This window comes from Streptosporangium sp. NPDC048886 (assembly GCF_055586905.1).
This window is the reverse complement of the sequence record NZ_JBVJHH010000005.1, coordinates 40,626-55,144: the sequence shown is the minus strand read 5'-3', so window position 1 is coordinate 55,144 and position 14,519 is coordinate 40,626. Positions and strand designations below refer to the sequence as shown.

At 67.3% G+C, this 14,519-nt stretch carries 17 protein-coding genes, 4 tRNA genes and 1 pseudogene; 13 read left to right on the top strand and 9 right to left on the bottom strand.

Annotated features, from left to right (window positions below):
- Window positions 1–418 precede the first annotated feature (418 nt).
- Together ACZ6R6_RS07415 and ACZ6R6_RS07410 are read left to right on the top strand one after the other, a co-directional pair.
- On the top strand, window positions 419–1,165 hold the full coding sequence (locus ACZ6R6_RS07415; protein ID WP_470090983.1) for an SAM-dependent methyltransferase: 747 nt from the start codon (window positions 419–421) through the stop codon (window positions 1,163–1,165).
- Window positions 1,166–1,335: 170 nt separating this feature from the next.
- Window positions 1,336–1,677, top strand: a complete 342-nt coding sequence (locus tag ACZ6R6_RS07410) for a hypothetical protein (RefSeq protein WP_470090981.1) — start codon at window positions 1,336–1,338, stop codon at window positions 1,675–1,677.
- Here ACZ6R6_RS07410 and ACZ6R6_RS07405 read toward each other — a convergent pair.
- Together ACZ6R6_RS07405 and ACZ6R6_RS07400 are read right to left on the bottom strand one after the other, a co-directional pair.
- A complete protein-coding gene (locus ACZ6R6_RS07405) occupies window positions 1,674–2,399 on the bottom strand; it encodes a GNAT family N-acetyltransferase (RefSeq protein WP_470091350.1) in 726 nt (241 codons plus the stop codon). The two genes, ACZ6R6_RS07410 and ACZ6R6_RS07405, sit on opposite strands and share 4 nt — an antisense overlap.
- Before the next feature lie 92 nt (window positions 2,400–2,491).
- On the bottom strand, window positions 2,492–3,745 hold the full coding sequence (locus ACZ6R6_RS07400; RefSeq protein WP_470091348.1) for an IS701 family transposase: 1,254 nt from the start codon (window positions 3,743–3,745) through the stop codon (window positions 2,492–2,494).
- 140 nt (window positions 3,746–3,885) lie between these two features.
- Here ACZ6R6_RS07400 and ACZ6R6_RS07395 point away from each other — a divergent pair, with 140 nt between their 5' ends.
- The 4 genes from ACZ6R6_RS07395 to ACZ6R6_RS07380 all read left to right on the top strand — a co-directional run bounded on the left by ACZ6R6_RS07395 (window position 3,886) and on the right by ACZ6R6_RS07380 (window position 6,465).
- Window positions 3,886–4,452 carry a histidine phosphatase family protein gene (locus tag ACZ6R6_RS07395; RefSeq protein ID WP_470090979.1) on the top strand — a complete coding sequence of 189 codons (567 nt, stop codon included), beginning with the start codon at window positions 3,886–3,888 and terminating at the stop codon, window positions 4,450–4,452.
- A gap of 326 nt (window positions 4,453–4,778) precedes the next feature.
- Window positions 4,779–5,111 carry a PASTA domain-containing protein gene (locus ACZ6R6_RS07390; RefSeq protein ID WP_470090977.1) on the top strand — a complete coding sequence of 111 codons (333 nt, stop codon included), beginning with the start codon at window positions 4,779–4,781 and terminating at the stop codon, window positions 5,109–5,111.
- Between the two features lie 246 nt (window positions 5,112–5,357).
- Window positions 5,358–6,227: a site-specific integrase gene (locus tag ACZ6R6_RS07385; RefSeq protein ID WP_470090976.1), complete on the top strand. Its 870-nt coding sequence runs from the start codon at window positions 5,358–5,360 to the stop codon at window positions 6,225–6,227.
- Window positions 6,196–6,465: a tyrosine-type recombinase/integrase gene (locus ACZ6R6_RS07380; RefSeq protein ID WP_470090974.1), complete on the top strand. Its 270-nt coding sequence runs from the start codon at window positions 6,196–6,198 to the stop codon at window positions 6,463–6,465. The genes ACZ6R6_RS07385 and ACZ6R6_RS07380 overlap by 32 nt, the downstream gene beginning before the upstream one ends.
- A 91-nt stretch (window positions 6,466–6,556) precedes the next feature.
- On the opposite strand, the gene ACZ6R6_RS07375 is transcribed toward ACZ6R6_RS07380, so the two are convergent.
- Window positions 6,557–6,629: transfer RNA gene (locus tag ACZ6R6_RS07375), tRNA-Lys, on the bottom strand.
- A 118-nt stretch (window positions 6,630–6,747) separates the two neighbouring features.
- On the opposite strand from ACZ6R6_RS07375, the gene ACZ6R6_RS07370 reads away from it, so the two are divergent.
- On the top strand, window positions 6,748–7,371 hold the full coding sequence (locus ACZ6R6_RS07370) for a 3'-5' exonuclease (protein ID WP_470090972.1): 624 nt from the start codon (window positions 6,748–6,750) through the stop codon (window positions 7,369–7,371).
- Between the two features lie 44 nt (window positions 7,372–7,415).
- On the opposite strand, the gene ACZ6R6_RS07365 is transcribed toward ACZ6R6_RS07370, so the two are convergent.
- Window positions 7,416–8,573 (bottom strand): acyl-CoA dehydrogenase family protein, encoded by a 1,158-nt coding sequence (locus ACZ6R6_RS07365; RefSeq protein WP_470090970.1) that lies wholly within the window; start codon window positions 8,571–8,573, stop codon window positions 7,416–7,418.
- A 121-nt stretch (window positions 8,574–8,694) separates the two neighbouring features.
- Between ACZ6R6_RS07365 and ACZ6R6_RS07360 the strand changes: the two genes are divergently transcribed.
- Complete coding sequence (locus tag ACZ6R6_RS07360) at window positions 8,695–9,156, top strand: PspC domain-containing protein (protein ID WP_470090968.1); 462 nt, start codon at window positions 8,695–8,697, stop codon at window positions 9,154–9,156.
- A 1-nt stretch (window position 9,157) separates the two neighbouring features.
- Here the strand turns inward: ACZ6R6_RS07360 and ACZ6R6_RS07355 are convergent, their stop codons facing one another.
- Window positions 9,158–10,453 carry an MFS transporter gene (locus ACZ6R6_RS07355; RefSeq protein ID WP_470090967.1) on the bottom strand — a complete coding sequence of 432 codons (1,296 nt, stop codon included), beginning with the start codon at window positions 10,451–10,453 and terminating at the stop codon, window positions 9,158–9,160.
- 167 nt (window positions 10,454–10,620) lie between these two features.
- Window positions 10,621–10,971, bottom strand: coding sequence for a metallopeptidase family protein (locus tag ACZ6R6_RS07350; protein WP_306862480.1), 351 nt, complete (start codon window positions 10,969–10,971; stop codon window positions 10,621–10,623).
- Window positions 10,972–11,004: 33 nt separating this feature from the next.
- Here ACZ6R6_RS07350 and ACZ6R6_RS07345 point away from each other — a divergent pair, with 33 nt between their 5' ends.
- The 4 genes from ACZ6R6_RS07345 (at window position 11,005) to ACZ6R6_RS07330 (ending at window position 12,953) form a co-directional block, all read left to right on the top strand.
- Window positions 11,005–12,504, top strand: a complete 1,500-nt coding sequence (locus tag ACZ6R6_RS07345) for a metallophosphoesterase family protein (RefSeq protein WP_470090965.1) — start codon at window positions 11,005–11,007, stop codon at window positions 12,502–12,504.
- A gap of 93 nt (window positions 12,505–12,597) precedes the next feature.
- Window positions 12,598–12,670, top strand: a tRNA-Glu gene (locus tag ACZ6R6_RS07340).
- Between the two features lie 106 nt (window positions 12,671–12,776).
- A tRNA-Asp gene (locus tag ACZ6R6_RS07335) sits at window positions 12,777–12,851 on the top strand.
- Between the two features lie 28 nt (window positions 12,852–12,879).
- Window positions 12,880–12,953: transfer RNA gene (locus ACZ6R6_RS07330), tRNA-Phe, on the top strand.
- A gap of 145 nt (window positions 12,954–13,098) precedes the next feature.
- Here the strand turns inward: ACZ6R6_RS07330 and ACZ6R6_RS07325 are convergent.
- The 3 genes and pseudogenes from ACZ6R6_RS07325 to ACZ6R6_RS07315 form a co-directional block, all read right to left on the bottom strand.
- Window positions 13,099–13,371, bottom strand: coding sequence for a hypothetical protein (locus ACZ6R6_RS07325; RefSeq protein ID WP_470090963.1), 273 nt, complete (start codon window positions 13,369–13,371; stop codon window positions 13,099–13,101).
- 118 nt (window positions 13,372–13,489) lie between these two features.
- Window positions 13,490–13,618: a hypothetical protein gene (locus tag ACZ6R6_RS07320; protein ID WP_470091357.1), complete on the bottom strand. Its 129-nt coding sequence runs from the start codon at window positions 13,616–13,618 to the stop codon at window positions 13,490–13,492.
- Between the two features lie 88 nt (window positions 13,619–13,706).
- A pseudogene (locus tag ACZ6R6_RS07315) lies at window positions 13,707–14,012 on the bottom strand (hypothetical protein); the annotation flags it as partial.
- On the opposite strand from ACZ6R6_RS07315, the gene ACZ6R6_RS07310 reads away from it, so the two are divergent.
- Window positions 13,983–14,486, top strand: coding sequence for a WD40 repeat domain-containing protein (locus ACZ6R6_RS07310; protein ID WP_470090961.1), 504 nt, complete (start codon window positions 13,983–13,985; stop codon window positions 14,484–14,486). The pseudogene ACZ6R6_RS07315 and the gene ACZ6R6_RS07310 overlap by 30 nt on opposite strands.
- Window positions 14,487–14,519: the final 33 nt, after the last annotated feature.

The window sequence follows — 14,519 nt, the reverse complement described above, 5'->3', positions numbered from 1 at the left end:
CACGGATCCGCGTGGTTACATGGTCGGGACCAACGGCATCACTGTCAAGTTTCTTAACAAATAACTCTCTCACCAGCGACAACCCTCTCGACACCTCCCGGACCCCTTGTAGAAGGGGTGCGGCTTGTAGAAGGGGTGTGGCGCGGCCGTCCGGTCCGGAGTGGCCGTCGACCGCCCCCGGCCACGTACGGGGGCCGGCCACAGGAGGACGACCGTCAGGCAAGGCGGTGACCATCGCGCACAGCACGCGCGCATAACCGATGGACGTGACGACCTGCGGTGTCCTATCTTCACAGGGCTCAAGATTCACACGTCCTGATCGGGGTGCATCTCATGGGGTTCCAGACACCGGCGGCCTGCTGCGACCGGCCGCCGTCCGCGGACGCCGTCACCTCATCGGACGTAAGGGATCTCATCAGTGGATTTATCTCGTAGCTTCACCATCCGCGAGAGCAGCCACCGCATCCATAACCCGTTCACCAGCGAGAAGCTGGCCACTCTGGGGCGGGCGCTGCGCCTGGAACCCGGAACGCGCGTGCTCGATCTCGCGAGCGGGTCGGGCGAGATGCTGTGCACCTGGGCTCAGGCCCATCAGATCACCGGGACCGGGGTGGACATCAGCACGGTGTTCACCGAGAACGCGCGTGCCCGCGCGGTCGAGCTGGGCGTCGCCGGCCGGGTGAACTTCATCCACGGCGACGCCTCAGGCCACGTCGCGCAAGAACCTGTCGAGCTCGTGGCGTGCATCGGCGCGACCTGGATCGGCGGAGGCCTGGCCGGCACGGTCGAGCTGCTGAAGCGCAGCCTCCGGCCGGGCGGCACGATGTTGGTCGGTGAGCCGTACTGGCGTCAGGACCCTCCCGACCAGCACGCCGTCGAGGCTTGCCGCGTCCGCGACAGAGACGACCTCCGGCTGCTCCCGGAGCTCATCGAGCAGTTCGGAGAACTGGGTTACGACGTCGTCGAAATGGTGCTCGCCGACCAGGACAGCTGGGACCGGTACAGGGCGGCACAGTGGCTCAACATCCGCCGCTGGCTCGACCGCAACCCCGACGACGGACTGGCCGCCGACCTGCGGGCCGAACTCTCAGAAGCCCCCGCCCACTACGCGCGTTACGAACGCGAATACGTGGGCTGGGGGGTCTTCGCCCTGATCGGCCGCTGACAACCCGGAGGTCTCCGTCCTGGTCGGTCGTTGACAACCGCCCCCGGCACCGGGCCCGGCGACATGCTGCCGGGCCCACGTCGGCTGTGGTTGGGGGGCCGGCGGACACAGCGCGGTCCACATCACGGTTCGGGAGCATCATCGCCGCCCCGCCGCCCGCCGTCCTCCGAATGATGCTGGAGATCTCCGGATATCTGCGCGACCTCGGGACCGGCGACAACGACCCCTTGTTATTCACAGATCATTTCAAAAGGCTCGAAGAGGGAATGCTGCAGATGACTAGTTACGCGATAGTCGACAAGGAGGTCAGAGACAGACGTCGGCAGATCAAAAAAGAAAATCCCGGAGCCGGCGCCTGGTTGACCTGCCGGCTCGGCATCGCCGACCAGCCGGCCGAACGGCCGGCGAGGATGGCGGTGAACGGTCCGGTCATCGACGAGGTCGTCAACACCAAAAGGGGATGTGCGACCAGCGGGGGCCTCTTTCCGCCCCGCCTGCGATCACTTGCCTAGACCGGACCGGAACAGCCCGCTGAGCAGGCGGCCTCTTCGGGGCGGAAGACGGCTGCTGTGACGGGCGCATGCAGCGTCCAGCCCAGGGAGTGGTAGAGCCCGAGTCCGTCCCGGGTCGCGACGAGGACGCCGGTTCGGGCTCCTTGGATCGCGGCGTAGTGGCCAAGGGCACTCATGACGCGGCTGCCCAACCCTCGACGGCGATGCGATGGGTGAGTCTCCACCTGGTCGACGATCGCGAACGCCCCGGTCCGTGCGATCCGCCCCCTGGCGGCTATCTGCTCATCGGCGCCAAGGACTTCTGCGTCGGTGACGGCACCCTGTGTCGTAACCCGCAGTGCGTAACCGGTCGGCATGGAGAACTCGGCGGAGCGCAGGGAAACCGTCATCATGTACTCGGGGTCCTTTACGAGCCAGCCGGTCGGCAGTACGGCGGCGACGGTCTCCACTTTCGCGCAAACCTTGAGCCAGGTTCCCGGCGCGAGCGGTTCCCGTGTCAGACGGCGGAGGGCTGCCGGATCAAATCGGGGTAGCACGTAGCGGATGAGGTGGCCTGACAGTCCCACATCGATTCTGTAGCCGCCCGGCACCGCCACTGGTGATTCGGTCGCGCGGGAGAGCGTCCATCCCTGTACCCAGGCCGCGGCCACTTCCGGGAGGGCTCCGACGTCTTCAGAGGCGTTGGCCGGGGTACCAAGCACCGTCAGTCCCTTCGTGGACATCACAGATCTACCGGACACGTTATTGCGACTTCCTCGCAATAACGGATCCTACTCCCGTTAGGGGCCTCTAGTACTCCAGCCGTAGATCCTGATCATGTCTCGTAAGCGGCTTGCCGCCGGTAGTGGCTGGTCTGGGCGCGCGCTTGATGCCGGCGTCGCCACAGGGACCAGCACAGGACATCCGCCACGTCGCGGGCAGTGCGGTTGACCAGGCGGACGAGCATGTGCCTGATCTCGCCGAGAGTCAACGATGTCAGTCCGGGGCCGGCCGGCTGTGCCGCGCGTTCGGAGACGGCCACCGCGGCGAGGAAGGCGTGGGCCAGCATGGCCAGGGTGGTCCACCGGTACCAGGATCTCCAGCGGCGAACCTGATGCTCATCCAAGCCGGTCAGCCCCTTACCGGTCTGGAAGCACTCCTCGATCGTCCACCTGCGGCCCGTCACCTGGACAAGAACGGGCAGTGGGACCGGGCCGGGGGCGTAGCAGCGGTAGAAGGCCAGCTCGCCGGTGCGCCGGTTGCGGCGGATCAGCAACCAGTGGCAGCCGGGCTGTTTCGGGTCGACCTTCACCAACGCCCAGTCGTAGTAGCGGTGGCCCTTGGCGCCCGGACCGGCCGATAACCGCTGCCAGGCCCGTTCCGGCAGATCGAAGATCACCTGATCGGCGCGGTCGGCGCCGGCGCCGGTGGTTACGCGATGGCTGGAGGCGACGGCGAGCACGTAGCCGACCTGGCGCTCCTGCAGTTCAGCACGCAGGTGCGGGCTCTGCCCGTACACCTCATCCCCAGCCACCCAGCACGCACCGACCCCGGCGTCCAACGCCCGCGCCACCATCCGCGTCGCCAGCTCACCCTTGGTGGCGAACGTGCGGTCTTCGGGTACTCCCGCGGCCCGGCAGCGATCAGCGTCGGCCGTCCACACCTGCGGCAGGTACAACTCGCGATCGATGAAGGCGTGCCCGGAGTCGGTGGCGTAGGCGAGGAAGACCGCGACCTGGCTGTTTTCTATCCGCCCCGCCGTGCCGGTGTACTGGCGCTGCACCCCGACCGTGCCACTGCCCTTCTTCAGGTCGCCGGTCTCATCCACCATCAGCACCGCCCCGGTGTGTCCCAGGTGCTCCACGACATAGTCGCGCAGGTCATCGCGGACGGCGTCGGCGTCCCAGACCGCCCGGGACAGCAGATGCTGCATACCGTCCGGTGTGGTGTCCCCGGCGTGTTCGGCCAGCGTCCAGCAGTTCTTGCGCGGCAGCTCCGCCAGCAGCCCGGCAAGCATGGCTTTGGCCCGTCGCCGCGGCTCCGCTCGAGAGAACCTTCCGGCGATCCGGCCCGTGAGCTCATCGAACATCGACAGCCAGCGGGACACGGCTACGCTATGGCCTGCGGCCACCGCATGATCTTTGATTGTCAGCACAACACTCGATGATCCCGGTGGCCGCACGCGTTTCTACACTCGCCTACCGGAATGCCTTTGAAGGAGGACGCCACGTGCGTTGGCTGGACGTGCGCCGACACAGCCTGACCAAGAAAGGCGCGACACGTGGCCGCGGGTCACATCTATCGGCTGATGGCATCGCCCTGGCCCGCTTCATCGGCTCTGGAGTCGGCCCCTACGAGCGCATCGTCACCAGTTCGTCTCCTCGGGCCGTCGAGACCGCTGTCGCGATGGGTTTCGCCGTTGACGACACCATGGAGATGCCGTCAGGTTATGTGTCTGGAGAAATCCCTCGGCACGCACAATGGGGCTGGACCGAGCCCTACCGGCGGCTCGCGGAGATTATCCGGGAGGGCCGGGCCGCAGCGACCGTGGCCGAGACCCACCGAGCGATCTGGGTGGATACGATCGGTGACGTTGCGGAGGACTGCTCGGCGCTCCTGGTCGGGCATGGAGGGGCGATCGAACTGGCGTTGGTGGCGTGCTTTCCGGATGCTTCACACGACTCCTGGGGGACGCCGTTCGCGCACTGCGATGGTGCGCGCCTCGGCTTCGCCGACGGTCACTTTGTGAGCATCGAGTTCCACCGGGCGCCGCAGAGCCCCATTCCGCCGAGTTGAAGATCGCTAAGTGCGGCTGGAGTACTAGCCGACCGCCATCGTCGTAACCAGTTTGGAAGATCTCGGTACACGAGCCTCTAACCTGCTGCGCTCCAGGTCAGGGACGGTCTCGCCTTGCCAGTGAGTCCCCGTGAGTCCCCGTGATTCCCCCTTGGTGACCCTCCTGACGGGCACGCAACGGGCACGGCAACCAGGGGACAGACCTCTTCCTGATCAGCTCGATCAGGAGCAGCAGCCTTGCCGTGGCCTGCCATTCTCTGATTGAGCAAGGTTCTGCGCCTTCCGGCTGCCTGCGTTCCGCGAGATCCTGACCGTGGGAGGACGACATGACGCAGCCTGGCGCGAAGTGGCGCGGTGAGTGTGAGGTACCTGACCTCGTTGGGCTGACTGTCCCTGTGGCTCGAAACGTCGGGCACGACGCGGGCTTCGTAGTCACTGCCGTCGATGCGAATGGGCCACCCTTGGGCACTCTGACCTGGCCTGGAACCTGGATCGTCACGGCCCAGCATCCGCGTCCTGGAACGCGTCTGCCTCGCTGGGACAGCGTGGTGATCGACTTTGAGAAGCTGCCGGGTGATGAGACAGCCGGGGTTCGCGAGCCACTGCGGCCACTGACCGATCCAGGAGTGCTCAGCCTGGAAAGCGACCCGAGTGAATAGGCCAGCCACGTTTCTCGGTGAGGCGGGGTGAGGAACGAACCCCGGATCTTCGATCGCCCCCGACCACGACAGACCTCGGCCACCCCGTGGCGGTCGTAGGGCTGCATTGGGGCGGCGGCGCGGCCAAAGGCCGGCGGATGGCGTGGGTGCGGCGCGGCGCGCATACGGCGACGGCCCGGAGTCCTGCGCGCGTGCCGGGACCGGCCCCCAGGCCGCACGCCCGGACGGCGGGCGGGCGGAGGGCCGGTGGTACGGCGGTGCGCCGCGCCGCCGCTTGACAGCACGTACCGGCCTAAGGCGGAGTGGTGGATCATTCCCCGGCTCGGCGCGCATCGGCTGGACCGCCTTCGCCCTGAGCACCTGGACGCTTTCTACGCCGGGCTGGTCAAGGAGGGCTTGGCCCCGAACACGATCTTGCAGGTTCACCGGATTCTGTCGCGGGCTCTCAAGCTCGCTGTCCGGCGTGAGCTGGTCGTGCGCAACGTCTGTCAGATGATCGACGCGCCGCCTGGCGAGGACACCGAGATTGAGCCGCTGCTCAGGGAGGAGGCGCAAGACATTCTCGGCGTGGTCAAGGAGCGTCGCAACGGCACACGCTGGTCGGTGGCGCTGGCGCTGGGACTTCGGCGATCGGAGTCGCTGGGCATGCGCTGGAAGTACGTAGACCTGGACAAAGGCGTGATCCGGGTCTTCTGGCAGATCAAGCGGTTCCGTTACCGGCACGGCTGCAAGGACCCGCATGCCTGTGGAGCTCGTTACCACCGCTACCCCTGCCTTAAGGACTGTTCCAAGGCCAAACGCACCTCTGGCCGGCGGCATATCTGCCTCGTCGCGTGCCGTAAGAACTGCACCAAGCACGGGGGCGCGTGTCCGAAGTTCTGCGCTCCGGACTGCACGAAACATGCGGTCGCGTGCCCGGAACGTGTCGGGGGTTGGACCTTCACCAAGCCCAAGGGCAAGGGCAAACGGTCCATCGCCCTGCCGTCCCCGCTTGTCGCGCTCCTCAGCGCTCCACCACGAGACGCAGAAAGCCGAACGGCAGACCGCGGGGGACAGATGGAAGGACTGGGACCTTGTGCGGTGCATGCCGGACGGAAGCCCAATCGACGCCGGTGACGACTGGGACGAGTGGAAAGCGATCCTGGAACTCGCCGAAATCGACAAGGACGCCCGCGTTCATGACGCGCGCCACACGGCCGCAACCCTCCTGCTGGAACAGGGGGTGAACATCCGAGTGATTCAGGCGGTGCTCGGTCATTCGCAACTGACCACGACCAAGCGCTATACCCACATCACGGAGACCCTGGCGAGTGAGGCGGCGGCGCGGATGGGGCGGGCGCTGTGGGACGGCTGACAGCCACGTGACGGCAACGAACGCAACGGAAAATGCAACTGGGCAGGCTCCCCGATCAAGGAGATCGAGGAGTCTGCCCAGTTCAGCGAGGTAGGGCGCCTGGGACTCGAACCCAGAACCTACGGATTAAAAGTCCGCAGCTCTAACCATTGAGCTAACGCCCCGCTGGAGACAGCGTACCGAGGATAGTGTCCACTAACGCCCGTCGCCAGGCCCGCAGGCGATCACTGTTTACTCGGTAGCAGCCAGAACCGGGGAGTCGGCTCTCATACAGTGGCATCTATGACGAGCTCGAAGCTTGATCCCGCCCGCGGTCCGCGCCTGTCGGCAGGGCAAGGCTACGTCGTGGTCGATGTGGAGACCACGGGTTTCTCTCCCGCCAAGGGTGACCGGATCTGCGAGATCGCGCTCGTCTCCCTCGATCCCGACGGCGCGACGGTCGACGAGTGGCACTCGCTGATCGACCCCGGCCGCGGCACCGGAGCCGTGCACGTCCACGGCATCACCAACGCGATGGTCGACGGCGCGCCGGTGATCGAGGAGGTGCTGGACGAGGTGTGGCGGCGGGTCGCCGGGCGGGTCCTGGTGGCTCACAACCTCTCCTTCGACCTGCGGTTCCTCAGCGTCCTCCCCGGCAGCCACTGGATGACCGAGACCATGTGCACGCAGCGGCTCGCCCCTGACTTCATCCCGGCGGGGAAGTGGACCCTCGGCGCCTGCTGCGAACGCGCGGGCATCACGTTCTCCAACGCCCACGCCGCGCTGGCCGATGCCCACGCCACCGCCGAGCTGCTCCGCTTCTACCTGCGTCGGGGACTCTCCTGGCAGAGCGAGCTGGACAGGGCGGCCCAGGGTCCGGAGTGGCGCCCCAGCGGCCTGCCCCAGAAGCGGGCCCGGCAGCGGTAGCGGGGCCCCGGACGGGGCCCCGCGGGGAGGGGGCCGGCCCGGTCTCAGTGGAAGGCGTCCAGCCCCGTGAGCGCCCTGCCCAGGGTGAGGACGTGGATCTCCTCGGTGCCTTCGTAGGTCAGGACGCTCTCCAGGTTGGTCATGTGCCGGATCACCGGATACTCCAGCGTGATGCCGTTGCCGCCGAGGATCGAGCGCGCGCGGCGGGCGATGTCGATGGCGGCGCGGACGTTGGCGAGCTTGCCGAAGCTGACCTGCTGGGGGGTCAGGGCTCCGGCGTCCTTCAGACGGCCCAGATGGAGGGCGGTGAGCTGGGCCTGGCCCAGGCCCACGTACATCCAGGCGAGCTTCTCCTGGGTCAACTGGAAGCCGCCGATGGGCCTGCCGAACTGGACGCGGGTCTTCGAGTAGTCGACGGCCGACTCCAGGCAGGCGCGGGCCGCGCCCACCACACCCCACAGGATGCCGAAACGGGCCTCCGACAGACACGACAGCGGCCCCTTCAGGCCGCGGACCCCGGGGAGTACGGCTGAGGCCGGGAGGCGGACGTCGTCGAAGTAGAGAGAGGAGGTCACCGAGGCCCGCAGGGACATCTTCTTGTGGATCTCCGGCGCGGAGAAGCCCGGTGTGTCGGTGGGGACCACGAAGCCGCGGATGCCGTCCTCGGTCTGGGCCCAGACCACGGCGACGTCGGCGATGGAGCCGTTGGTGATCCACATCTTGGCGCCGTTGAGGATCCAGTCGCCGGAGGCGTCCTGCTTGGCGTGGGTGCGCATGTTCGCCGGGTCGGAGCCGTGGTCGGGCTCGGTCAGGCCGAAGCAGCCGATCGCCTCGCCCGCGGCCATCCGGGGCAGCCACTGCTCTTTCTGCTCCGCCGAGCCGTACTTCCAGATCGGGAACATGGCCAGCGAGCCCTGGACGGAGACGAACGACCGGAGTCCGGAGTCGCCGGCCTCCAGCTCCCGGCAGGCGACGCCGTAGGAGACGGCGTCCAGGCCCGCGCAGCCGTACCCGTCGAGGTGCATGCCGAGCACGCCGAGCGAGCCGAGCACCGGGCCGAGCTCGCGGGCGGGGAAGACGGCCTCCTCGAACCAGTCGCCCACGTGGGGGAGGACCCTGTCGGCCACGAACCCCTTCACGGTGTCGCGGATGAGCCGCTGTTCCTCGGAGAGCCCGTCGTCGATGCGCAGCAGGTCGTCCATGGGATGTTCCTCTCTCGTCGGCCCCTGTCAGGGTATTGCCGGTGCTCCGGGCAGGGATGTCAGGGTCGTGCCAGGGGGAATCCCGATGTGATGGGAGCTCCTTCTCGGGCAGTCTGAAGACATGAACGAAAACGACTTCTCGGGCGTCAAGCAGCTCCGCAGGGCCAGGGACGGCCGCATCGTCGCGGGGGTGGCCTCCGGTCTCGGTCGGTACATCGGGATCGACCCCAACATCATCCGGGTGGCCCTCGCCATCGGCACCTTCTTCGGCGGCCTCGGCGTGGGGATCTACGCGATCGGCTGGCTGCTCCTGCCCGATGAGGGCAAGGACAGGTCGATCATCCAGGACCTGGTCGACAAGAACAAGGACAACCCGGTCTGGCAGGACGTGAAGTCCAAGACCGAGCAGAACTGGGCCAAGGCCGAGCAGAAGTGGGCCAAGGCGACCCACCAGGACCAGGCCCCGCAGTATCCGACGTACCAGGGCCCGGCGCCGCACTACCCGACGCACCAGGACCCGGCCCCGGCTGCCCCGCGCAATCCGGTGCCCCAGCACGACGACGACTCCAAGCCCCAGGCGTGAGTCAGACGGTCGCCTCGGCGCGGACCTTCTCGATGATCTCCTGGCAGGACCCGACCCAGAGCATGGCCAGCGCGGCTGCGACGGACAGCCCGGCCGCGCCGGTCAGTGCCACCACGTTCGCGGGGCCGAGTCCGTCGGCGGCGGCGCCGCCGACGAGGATGCCGACGCCCTGAGAGGCCAGCAGGCCCGACTGTACGAGTCCGAAGGCCAGGCCCCGCCGTTCCGGGGGGACGCACTGTACGAACGCGGCATTGGCCGCGAGCTGGTAGGCGCCGCCGATGCCCGAGACGAACCACAGGGCCAGCACCACGGCGAGCGGCGGCTCCATCGCGCACAGGATCAACGGCGCGCAGGTCAGCATCGCCATCCAGCCCATGGCGCGGATCCGTTTCGACGGGCTGACGTAGCGGCTGAAGAGGAAGGCGCCGACGACGGTCCCCGTCGGCATCGCGCCCATCAGCAGGCCGGCGATGAACGAGATCCGCTGCGGTTCGTCGGTCAGGGTGGCGGCGTAGGGGGTGGCGATCCCCTCGGGGAGCACGTAGAAGCCGCACAGCCAGGCGAAGAGCACCAGCGTCCGGAGCCGGGGGTCGCCGAAGACGAGCCTGGACCCGGCGCGGGTCATGGTCCACATGGACGGCCGGTCGGTGCCGCCGTCGAGAGGGGCGGGGCGCCGGCGCACTCCTGAGACCAGGATGAGCGCGGAGGCGAGGAACGTGGACGCGTCCAGCGCCAGCGCGCGGTACGGTCCCATACCCATGACCAGGGCGCCGCCGAGGGCGAAGCCCAGCATCTGCGCACCCTGGTTGGTCATGTTCTGCAGTGCCGAGCCCGCGACATAGCGGTCGCCGGTGAGCAGCTCGGGCAGCAGCGCCGCCCTGGCGGCCGAGAACGGGGCGCTGAGCAGCACCACGCAGAAGACGAGGCCGCACAGCACCGGGAACGGGGTCCCGGGGATGGCCATGAACGCGACCAGGACGGCCCGGAGCAGGTCGCAGACGATCATGATGCGCCGCCGGGAGTGGCGGTCGGCGAGACCCGCGAGCAGCGGGCCACCGATGATCGGTGGCAGATAGGTCAGCGCGTAGACCGACGCGGTGGCCAGTGGTGACTGCGTCCGCTCGAATACCAGCACGGACAGCGCCACTCGCGACAGCTGGTCACCGAGGAGGGAGAGCGCCTGGCCGAGCCAGAGCGCGCGAAACTCCCTGACGGCGATGACCTCGCCGTAGGTCGCCTGGCGTTCGGCCGGGCGGCGGTGCCGCCCGGGTAGCCGGCCGGGCCTGGTGGCCGCCATAGGACTCCGCTGGGCTTACGCGCATTGACTGTCGGTGTTCGGTGCGTAACCTACGGTGCCCGTTGAAGTGTCGGCGCGCAACTGAAAGCGGCCAACCTCATGCAAGCTGTAATCGTAAATTGGGAAATCTCGGGCATGCGAGAAGTCGGTATGTAATGCGGCTTTGGCTACCAGCCGAGGGAGTGCAGCCTGTCATCGTCGATGCCGAAGTGGTGGGCTATCTCGTGGACCACGGTGATCCGCACCTCTTGCACCACGTCGTCCTCGGTCTCGCAGATCGAGCAGATCGGGTTGCGGTAGATCTCGATCCGGTCGGGTAACACTCCGGCGTACCATTCACCGCGTTCGGTGAGTGGTATGCCGGTGTAAAGGCCCAGAAGATCCGGCTCCGGCGGATCGTCCACGACCACCACAACCACGTTGTCCATGACTTTCGTCAGCTCGGGGGGGATCGTGTCCAGTGCGTTGGCCACGAGCTCTTCGAACTTCTCTCTCGAGACCTCGATCACACCTGCCATTGTGCCCCGTGTTTTCGGGTAAAGGGGAGCCGCATGAACGTCACGGACTGGACCCAAGCTCTCCGCCGCGCCGCGGCGGGGCGGATCGCCCGGGCGGTCGCGGTCGTGCTCGTCGCCCTGGGCGGCGCGTGGCTGGGCATCGCGCTCGGCGGCCCGGTGCACGCCGCCGTCGGCCCCGTCGAGATCGGGATGTCGGCGGAGCCCTCCTGGGCGGGGGAGACCGTCGTGGACGCCCACCCGCTGGGCACGCTCCTGTTCGACACCCACAACGCCCCGGTCGGCCTGCGCATCACCCTGGAGAACATCAACCCGGCCCGGGCCGGCGCGCTGCTGGACGACCCCCGGATCTCCGGGCAGTTCCCCGCCCTGCTGGAGAAGGAGTTGCGCGAGGGGGTCAAGACGCTGATCCTGCGTGCCGCCCTCTGCGGCCTGGCGGGAGCCCTCGTCGCCGCGCTGATCGTCTTCCGCCGTCCAGGGCCGGCCCTGGCGAGCCTGCTGAGCGCCACTGTCATGATCGCCGGTACGGGCGCGGCCGTCGCCGTGACGTTCCGGCCGGATTCGGTGGTGGAGCCGAAGTACACCGGCCTGCTCGCCGGAGCGCCGTCCCTGGTCGGCGACGCCGAGTCGATCATGACGAAGTTCGAGTCCTACCGGGTCCAGCTGGCCAAGCTGGTCAACAACGTCTCCCAGCTCTACGACGCGGTCTCCACCCTGCCGGTCTACGACTCCGACCCCGAGTCGATCCGGGTGCTCCACGTCTCCGACATCCATCTCAACCTCATCGCGTGGAATCTCATCCACTCGATCACCGCCCAGTTCAAGATCGACCTGATCGTGGACACCGGCGACCTGACCGACCACGGCACCGGCCCCGAGGACAAGTTCGTCAAGGAGGTCAGCGGCTTCGGCGTGCCGTACGTCTTCGTCAGGGGCAACCACGACTCCAAGGCGACCCAGCGGGCCGTGGCCAAGCAGAAGGGCGCGGTCGTCCTCGACGACTCCGCCGAGACCGTGGCGGGGCTGCGCATCTACGGCCTGGGCGACCCCCGCTTCACCCCCGACAAGTCCGTGGTCGTCGACTCCGACCCCGAGTCCCTGACCGCCCTGGGGCGTGCCCACGCCACACGGCTCGGCCAGGCGTTCGAACCGGTCGACCTCGTGGCGGTGCACGACCCCACGATCGCCAGGGCGTTCTCCGGCGCGGCCCCGATGGTCCTCGCCGGCCACTCCCACGAGCGGTCCACCGAACTGCTCCCCTCCGGGACCCGTCTCCTCGTCCAGGGTTCCACCGGCGGCGCCGGCCTGCGCGCCCTGGAACACGACGAACCCACCCCCGTCGCGGCCTCGGTTCTCTACTTCGATCGCAAGACGCACAGGCTCAGGGCCTGGGACGACATCACTCTGGGGGGACTCGGCGAGCAGTCGGTTCAGATCGAGCGTCACGTTGAGACCGACCCTGGCCGTACAATTTCTCCTGGGCCTACCGGCGCCCCGTCTCCGACGGGATCGCCCAGCGGCACCACGACGCCTTAAGCCGGAACGCCGCTTTGGCATCGGGGGCAAAACTCCCCTATGCTTCAGAGGTCTCCAGCGGAAGACGGCAACGGAACGGAATGAGAATTCCGAGCCCCCATCGTCTAGTGGCCTAGGACACCGCCCTTTCAAGGCGGCGACACGGGTTCGAATCCCGTTGGGGGCACGGCCGAGCAGACGCTCGCCAGGGAAACGGCAGGTCGAAGACCTCCGAAGAACTGGTAAGCTAAGCAAGGCAAGAAGGACGGAAGCGAAAACTTCCGACCAAGCAAGGTCCTGTAGAGCAGTTTGGAGTGCTCGCCACCCTGTCAAGGTGGAGGTCGCGGGTTCAAGTCCCGTCAGGACCGCTCTGGTAGGTGTTCGATCCACCACCGAGGTCAGGTAGCTCAGTCGGTACGAGCGTCCGCCTGAAAAGCGGAAGGTCGGCGGTTCGACCCCGCCCCTGACCACAGCAGCTGAGCAGCATAGACGCCCCGAGCCGATCACGGCCGGGGCGTTCTTGGTTGTATTTGACGACAACGTCGATGCAGGATGCCCTATTGAGGGCCCTCGAAGCGAAGGCTTGCCAACACGTTAGCCATGGCCGCGTTTGGATCAACCTCCAGCATGGTTACGACCTGGCCCAAACGGAGAGTTTGCGCCGACTAGATACACAGGACGATCCTGATCGTAGGTGGGCAGCTCTTTCGGCAAGATCAAAACCTGATGGGCAAGGAACGCTTCCCTGATCTCATCCATGAGAGGTCGGCTGTTCCTCTGACGGTGGCGATCTGGGTGGTCGACAAGGAACGCCTTGAACACGGCGCCCAAGTCGCGGTGGATCACATCGAAGGTTGTCGCCTCGGCAGCCAGCTCGGAAATTCCCATCGCATTCTCCTTGTAGGCGGAGGGAATTCGGGGCGAGTCTCCCAGCATTGGGCCGGGTGCGCGGCAAAAATGAAGAACGCCCCGATGCTCGTAGCGGGGCGTTCAGAGGACGGCGGATTCACTTGAGTGCGTCACCGAGCTTGTCGAGGGCCGTGCGCTTGTCGCCGAGAGAGGTGTGGGCGTAGATGGTCATGGTGACCTTGATGTCGGAGTGTCCGACGATCTCCCGGACAATGTGCGGAGGCACGCCCAGGTCGAGCAGGAGGCTCTAGGTCGAGCAGGAGGCTTACGCAGGTGTGCCGGAGGTCGTGAAGCCGTACGGCTCCAAGTCCGGCCGCGGTGCGGATCTCTTCCCAGCTCCGCCGGAGGTTGTCCGGCTCCATGGGCGTTCCGCGACGGGACGTGAAGACGAGCCCGTGATCCTTCCAGTCCGGCCAACGGTCCGAGCGCTCCGCGGACTGCCGCTTGCGGTGTTCCTTGAGGGTATCGAGACAGATCGGCGGGAGCGGGATGGTCCGCTCGGAGTCCTCAGTCTTGGGCTTCACGGACTGAAGCCGGCCGCAGACCCGCTGGAGGGTCTGGATCACTCCATCGCCCCGCGAGCGGACCGGTTGGCGACGACCGAGAACGGGCGCGTCCATCTGTGGGACCTGGACGGGACGCGCCTGGCGACTCTGCGTAGCCTTTCCAACCACCTTCACGGGGTCGTCATCTCGCCGGACCTGAGAATCGTCGCGGCCTACGGCACCGGGGACATGGTGAAAAGCATGATCTGGGGACTCGTCCGTGCGCCCCGCGATGTCAACGCCATCAGGGTCCGGTGCGAGGTCAAGATCGTGGGCGACATCAGATCCCATTCCCAACGCGCCACCGGCATCGCCCTGTGTCCCTCGGGTCTCTTGCTGGCGAGCACCGGCGATGACGGCGTGCTGCGCCTGTCGGATGTGCGGACCCTCGCCCCCATCGCCGCCGTCCGGGTGGATGACAGGCTCAGCGACTGCGTCTGTACTCCCGACGGCTCCGGCCTTCACGCGGTCGGATCCGCCGGCGTGTATGGCTCCGCCCTACGCCACTACGGTAACGCCGGAGCGGATGAAGGTCTTACCGCACCGTGACGGCAACGCTGACGGCAACGTCCACTGCTGGGG

Excerpts from the sequence above, each read along its gene's own strand:
- ACZ6R6_RS07410 (WP_470090981.1), top strand. The coding sequence starts at position 1,336 with ATGATGCTGGAGATCTCCGGATATCTGCGCGACCTCGGGACCGGCGAC.
- ACZ6R6_RS07405 (WP_470091350.1), bottom strand. The coding sequence starts at position 2,399 with ATGTCCACGAAGGGACTGACGGTGCTTGGTACCCCGGCCAACGCCTCT.
- ACZ6R6_RS07400 (WP_470091348.1), bottom strand. The coding sequence starts at position 3,745 with ATGTTCGATGAGCTCACGGGCCGGATCGCCGGAAGGTTCTCTCGAGCG.
- ACZ6R6_RS07390 (WP_470090977.1), top strand. The coding sequence starts at position 4,779 with ATGACGCAGCCTGGCGCGAAGTGGCGCGGTGAGTGTGAGGTACCTGAC.
- ACZ6R6_RS07380 (WP_470090974.1), top strand. The coding sequence starts at position 6,196 with ATGCCGGACGGAAGCCCAATCGACGCCGGTGACGACTGGGACGAGTGG.
- ACZ6R6_RS07370 (WP_470090972.1), top strand. The coding sequence starts at position 6,748 with ATGACGAGCTCGAAGCTTGATCCCGCCCGCGGTCCGCGCCTGTCGGCA.
- ACZ6R6_RS07365 (WP_470090970.1), bottom strand. The coding sequence starts at position 8,573 with ATGGACGACCTGCTGCGCATCGACGACGGGCTCTCCGAGGAACAGCGG.
- ACZ6R6_RS07360 (WP_470090968.1), top strand. The coding sequence starts at position 8,695 with ATGAACGAAAACGACTTCTCGGGCGTCAAGCAGCTCCGCAGGGCCAGG.
- ACZ6R6_RS07355 (WP_470090967.1), bottom strand. The coding sequence starts at position 10,453 with ATGGCGGCCACCAGGCCCGGCCGGCTACCCGGGCGGCACCGCCGCCCG.
- ACZ6R6_RS07350 (WP_306862480.1), bottom strand. The coding sequence starts at position 10,971 with ATGGCAGGTGTGATCGAGGTCTCGAGAGAGAAGTTCGAAGAGCTCGTG.
- ACZ6R6_RS07345 (WP_470090965.1), top strand. The coding sequence starts at position 11,005 with ATGAACGTCACGGACTGGACCCAAGCTCTCCGCCGCGCCGCGGCGGGG.
- ACZ6R6_RS07325 (WP_470090963.1), bottom strand. The coding sequence starts at position 13,371 with ATGGGAATTTCCGAGCTGGCTGCCGAGGCGACAACCTTCGATGTGATC.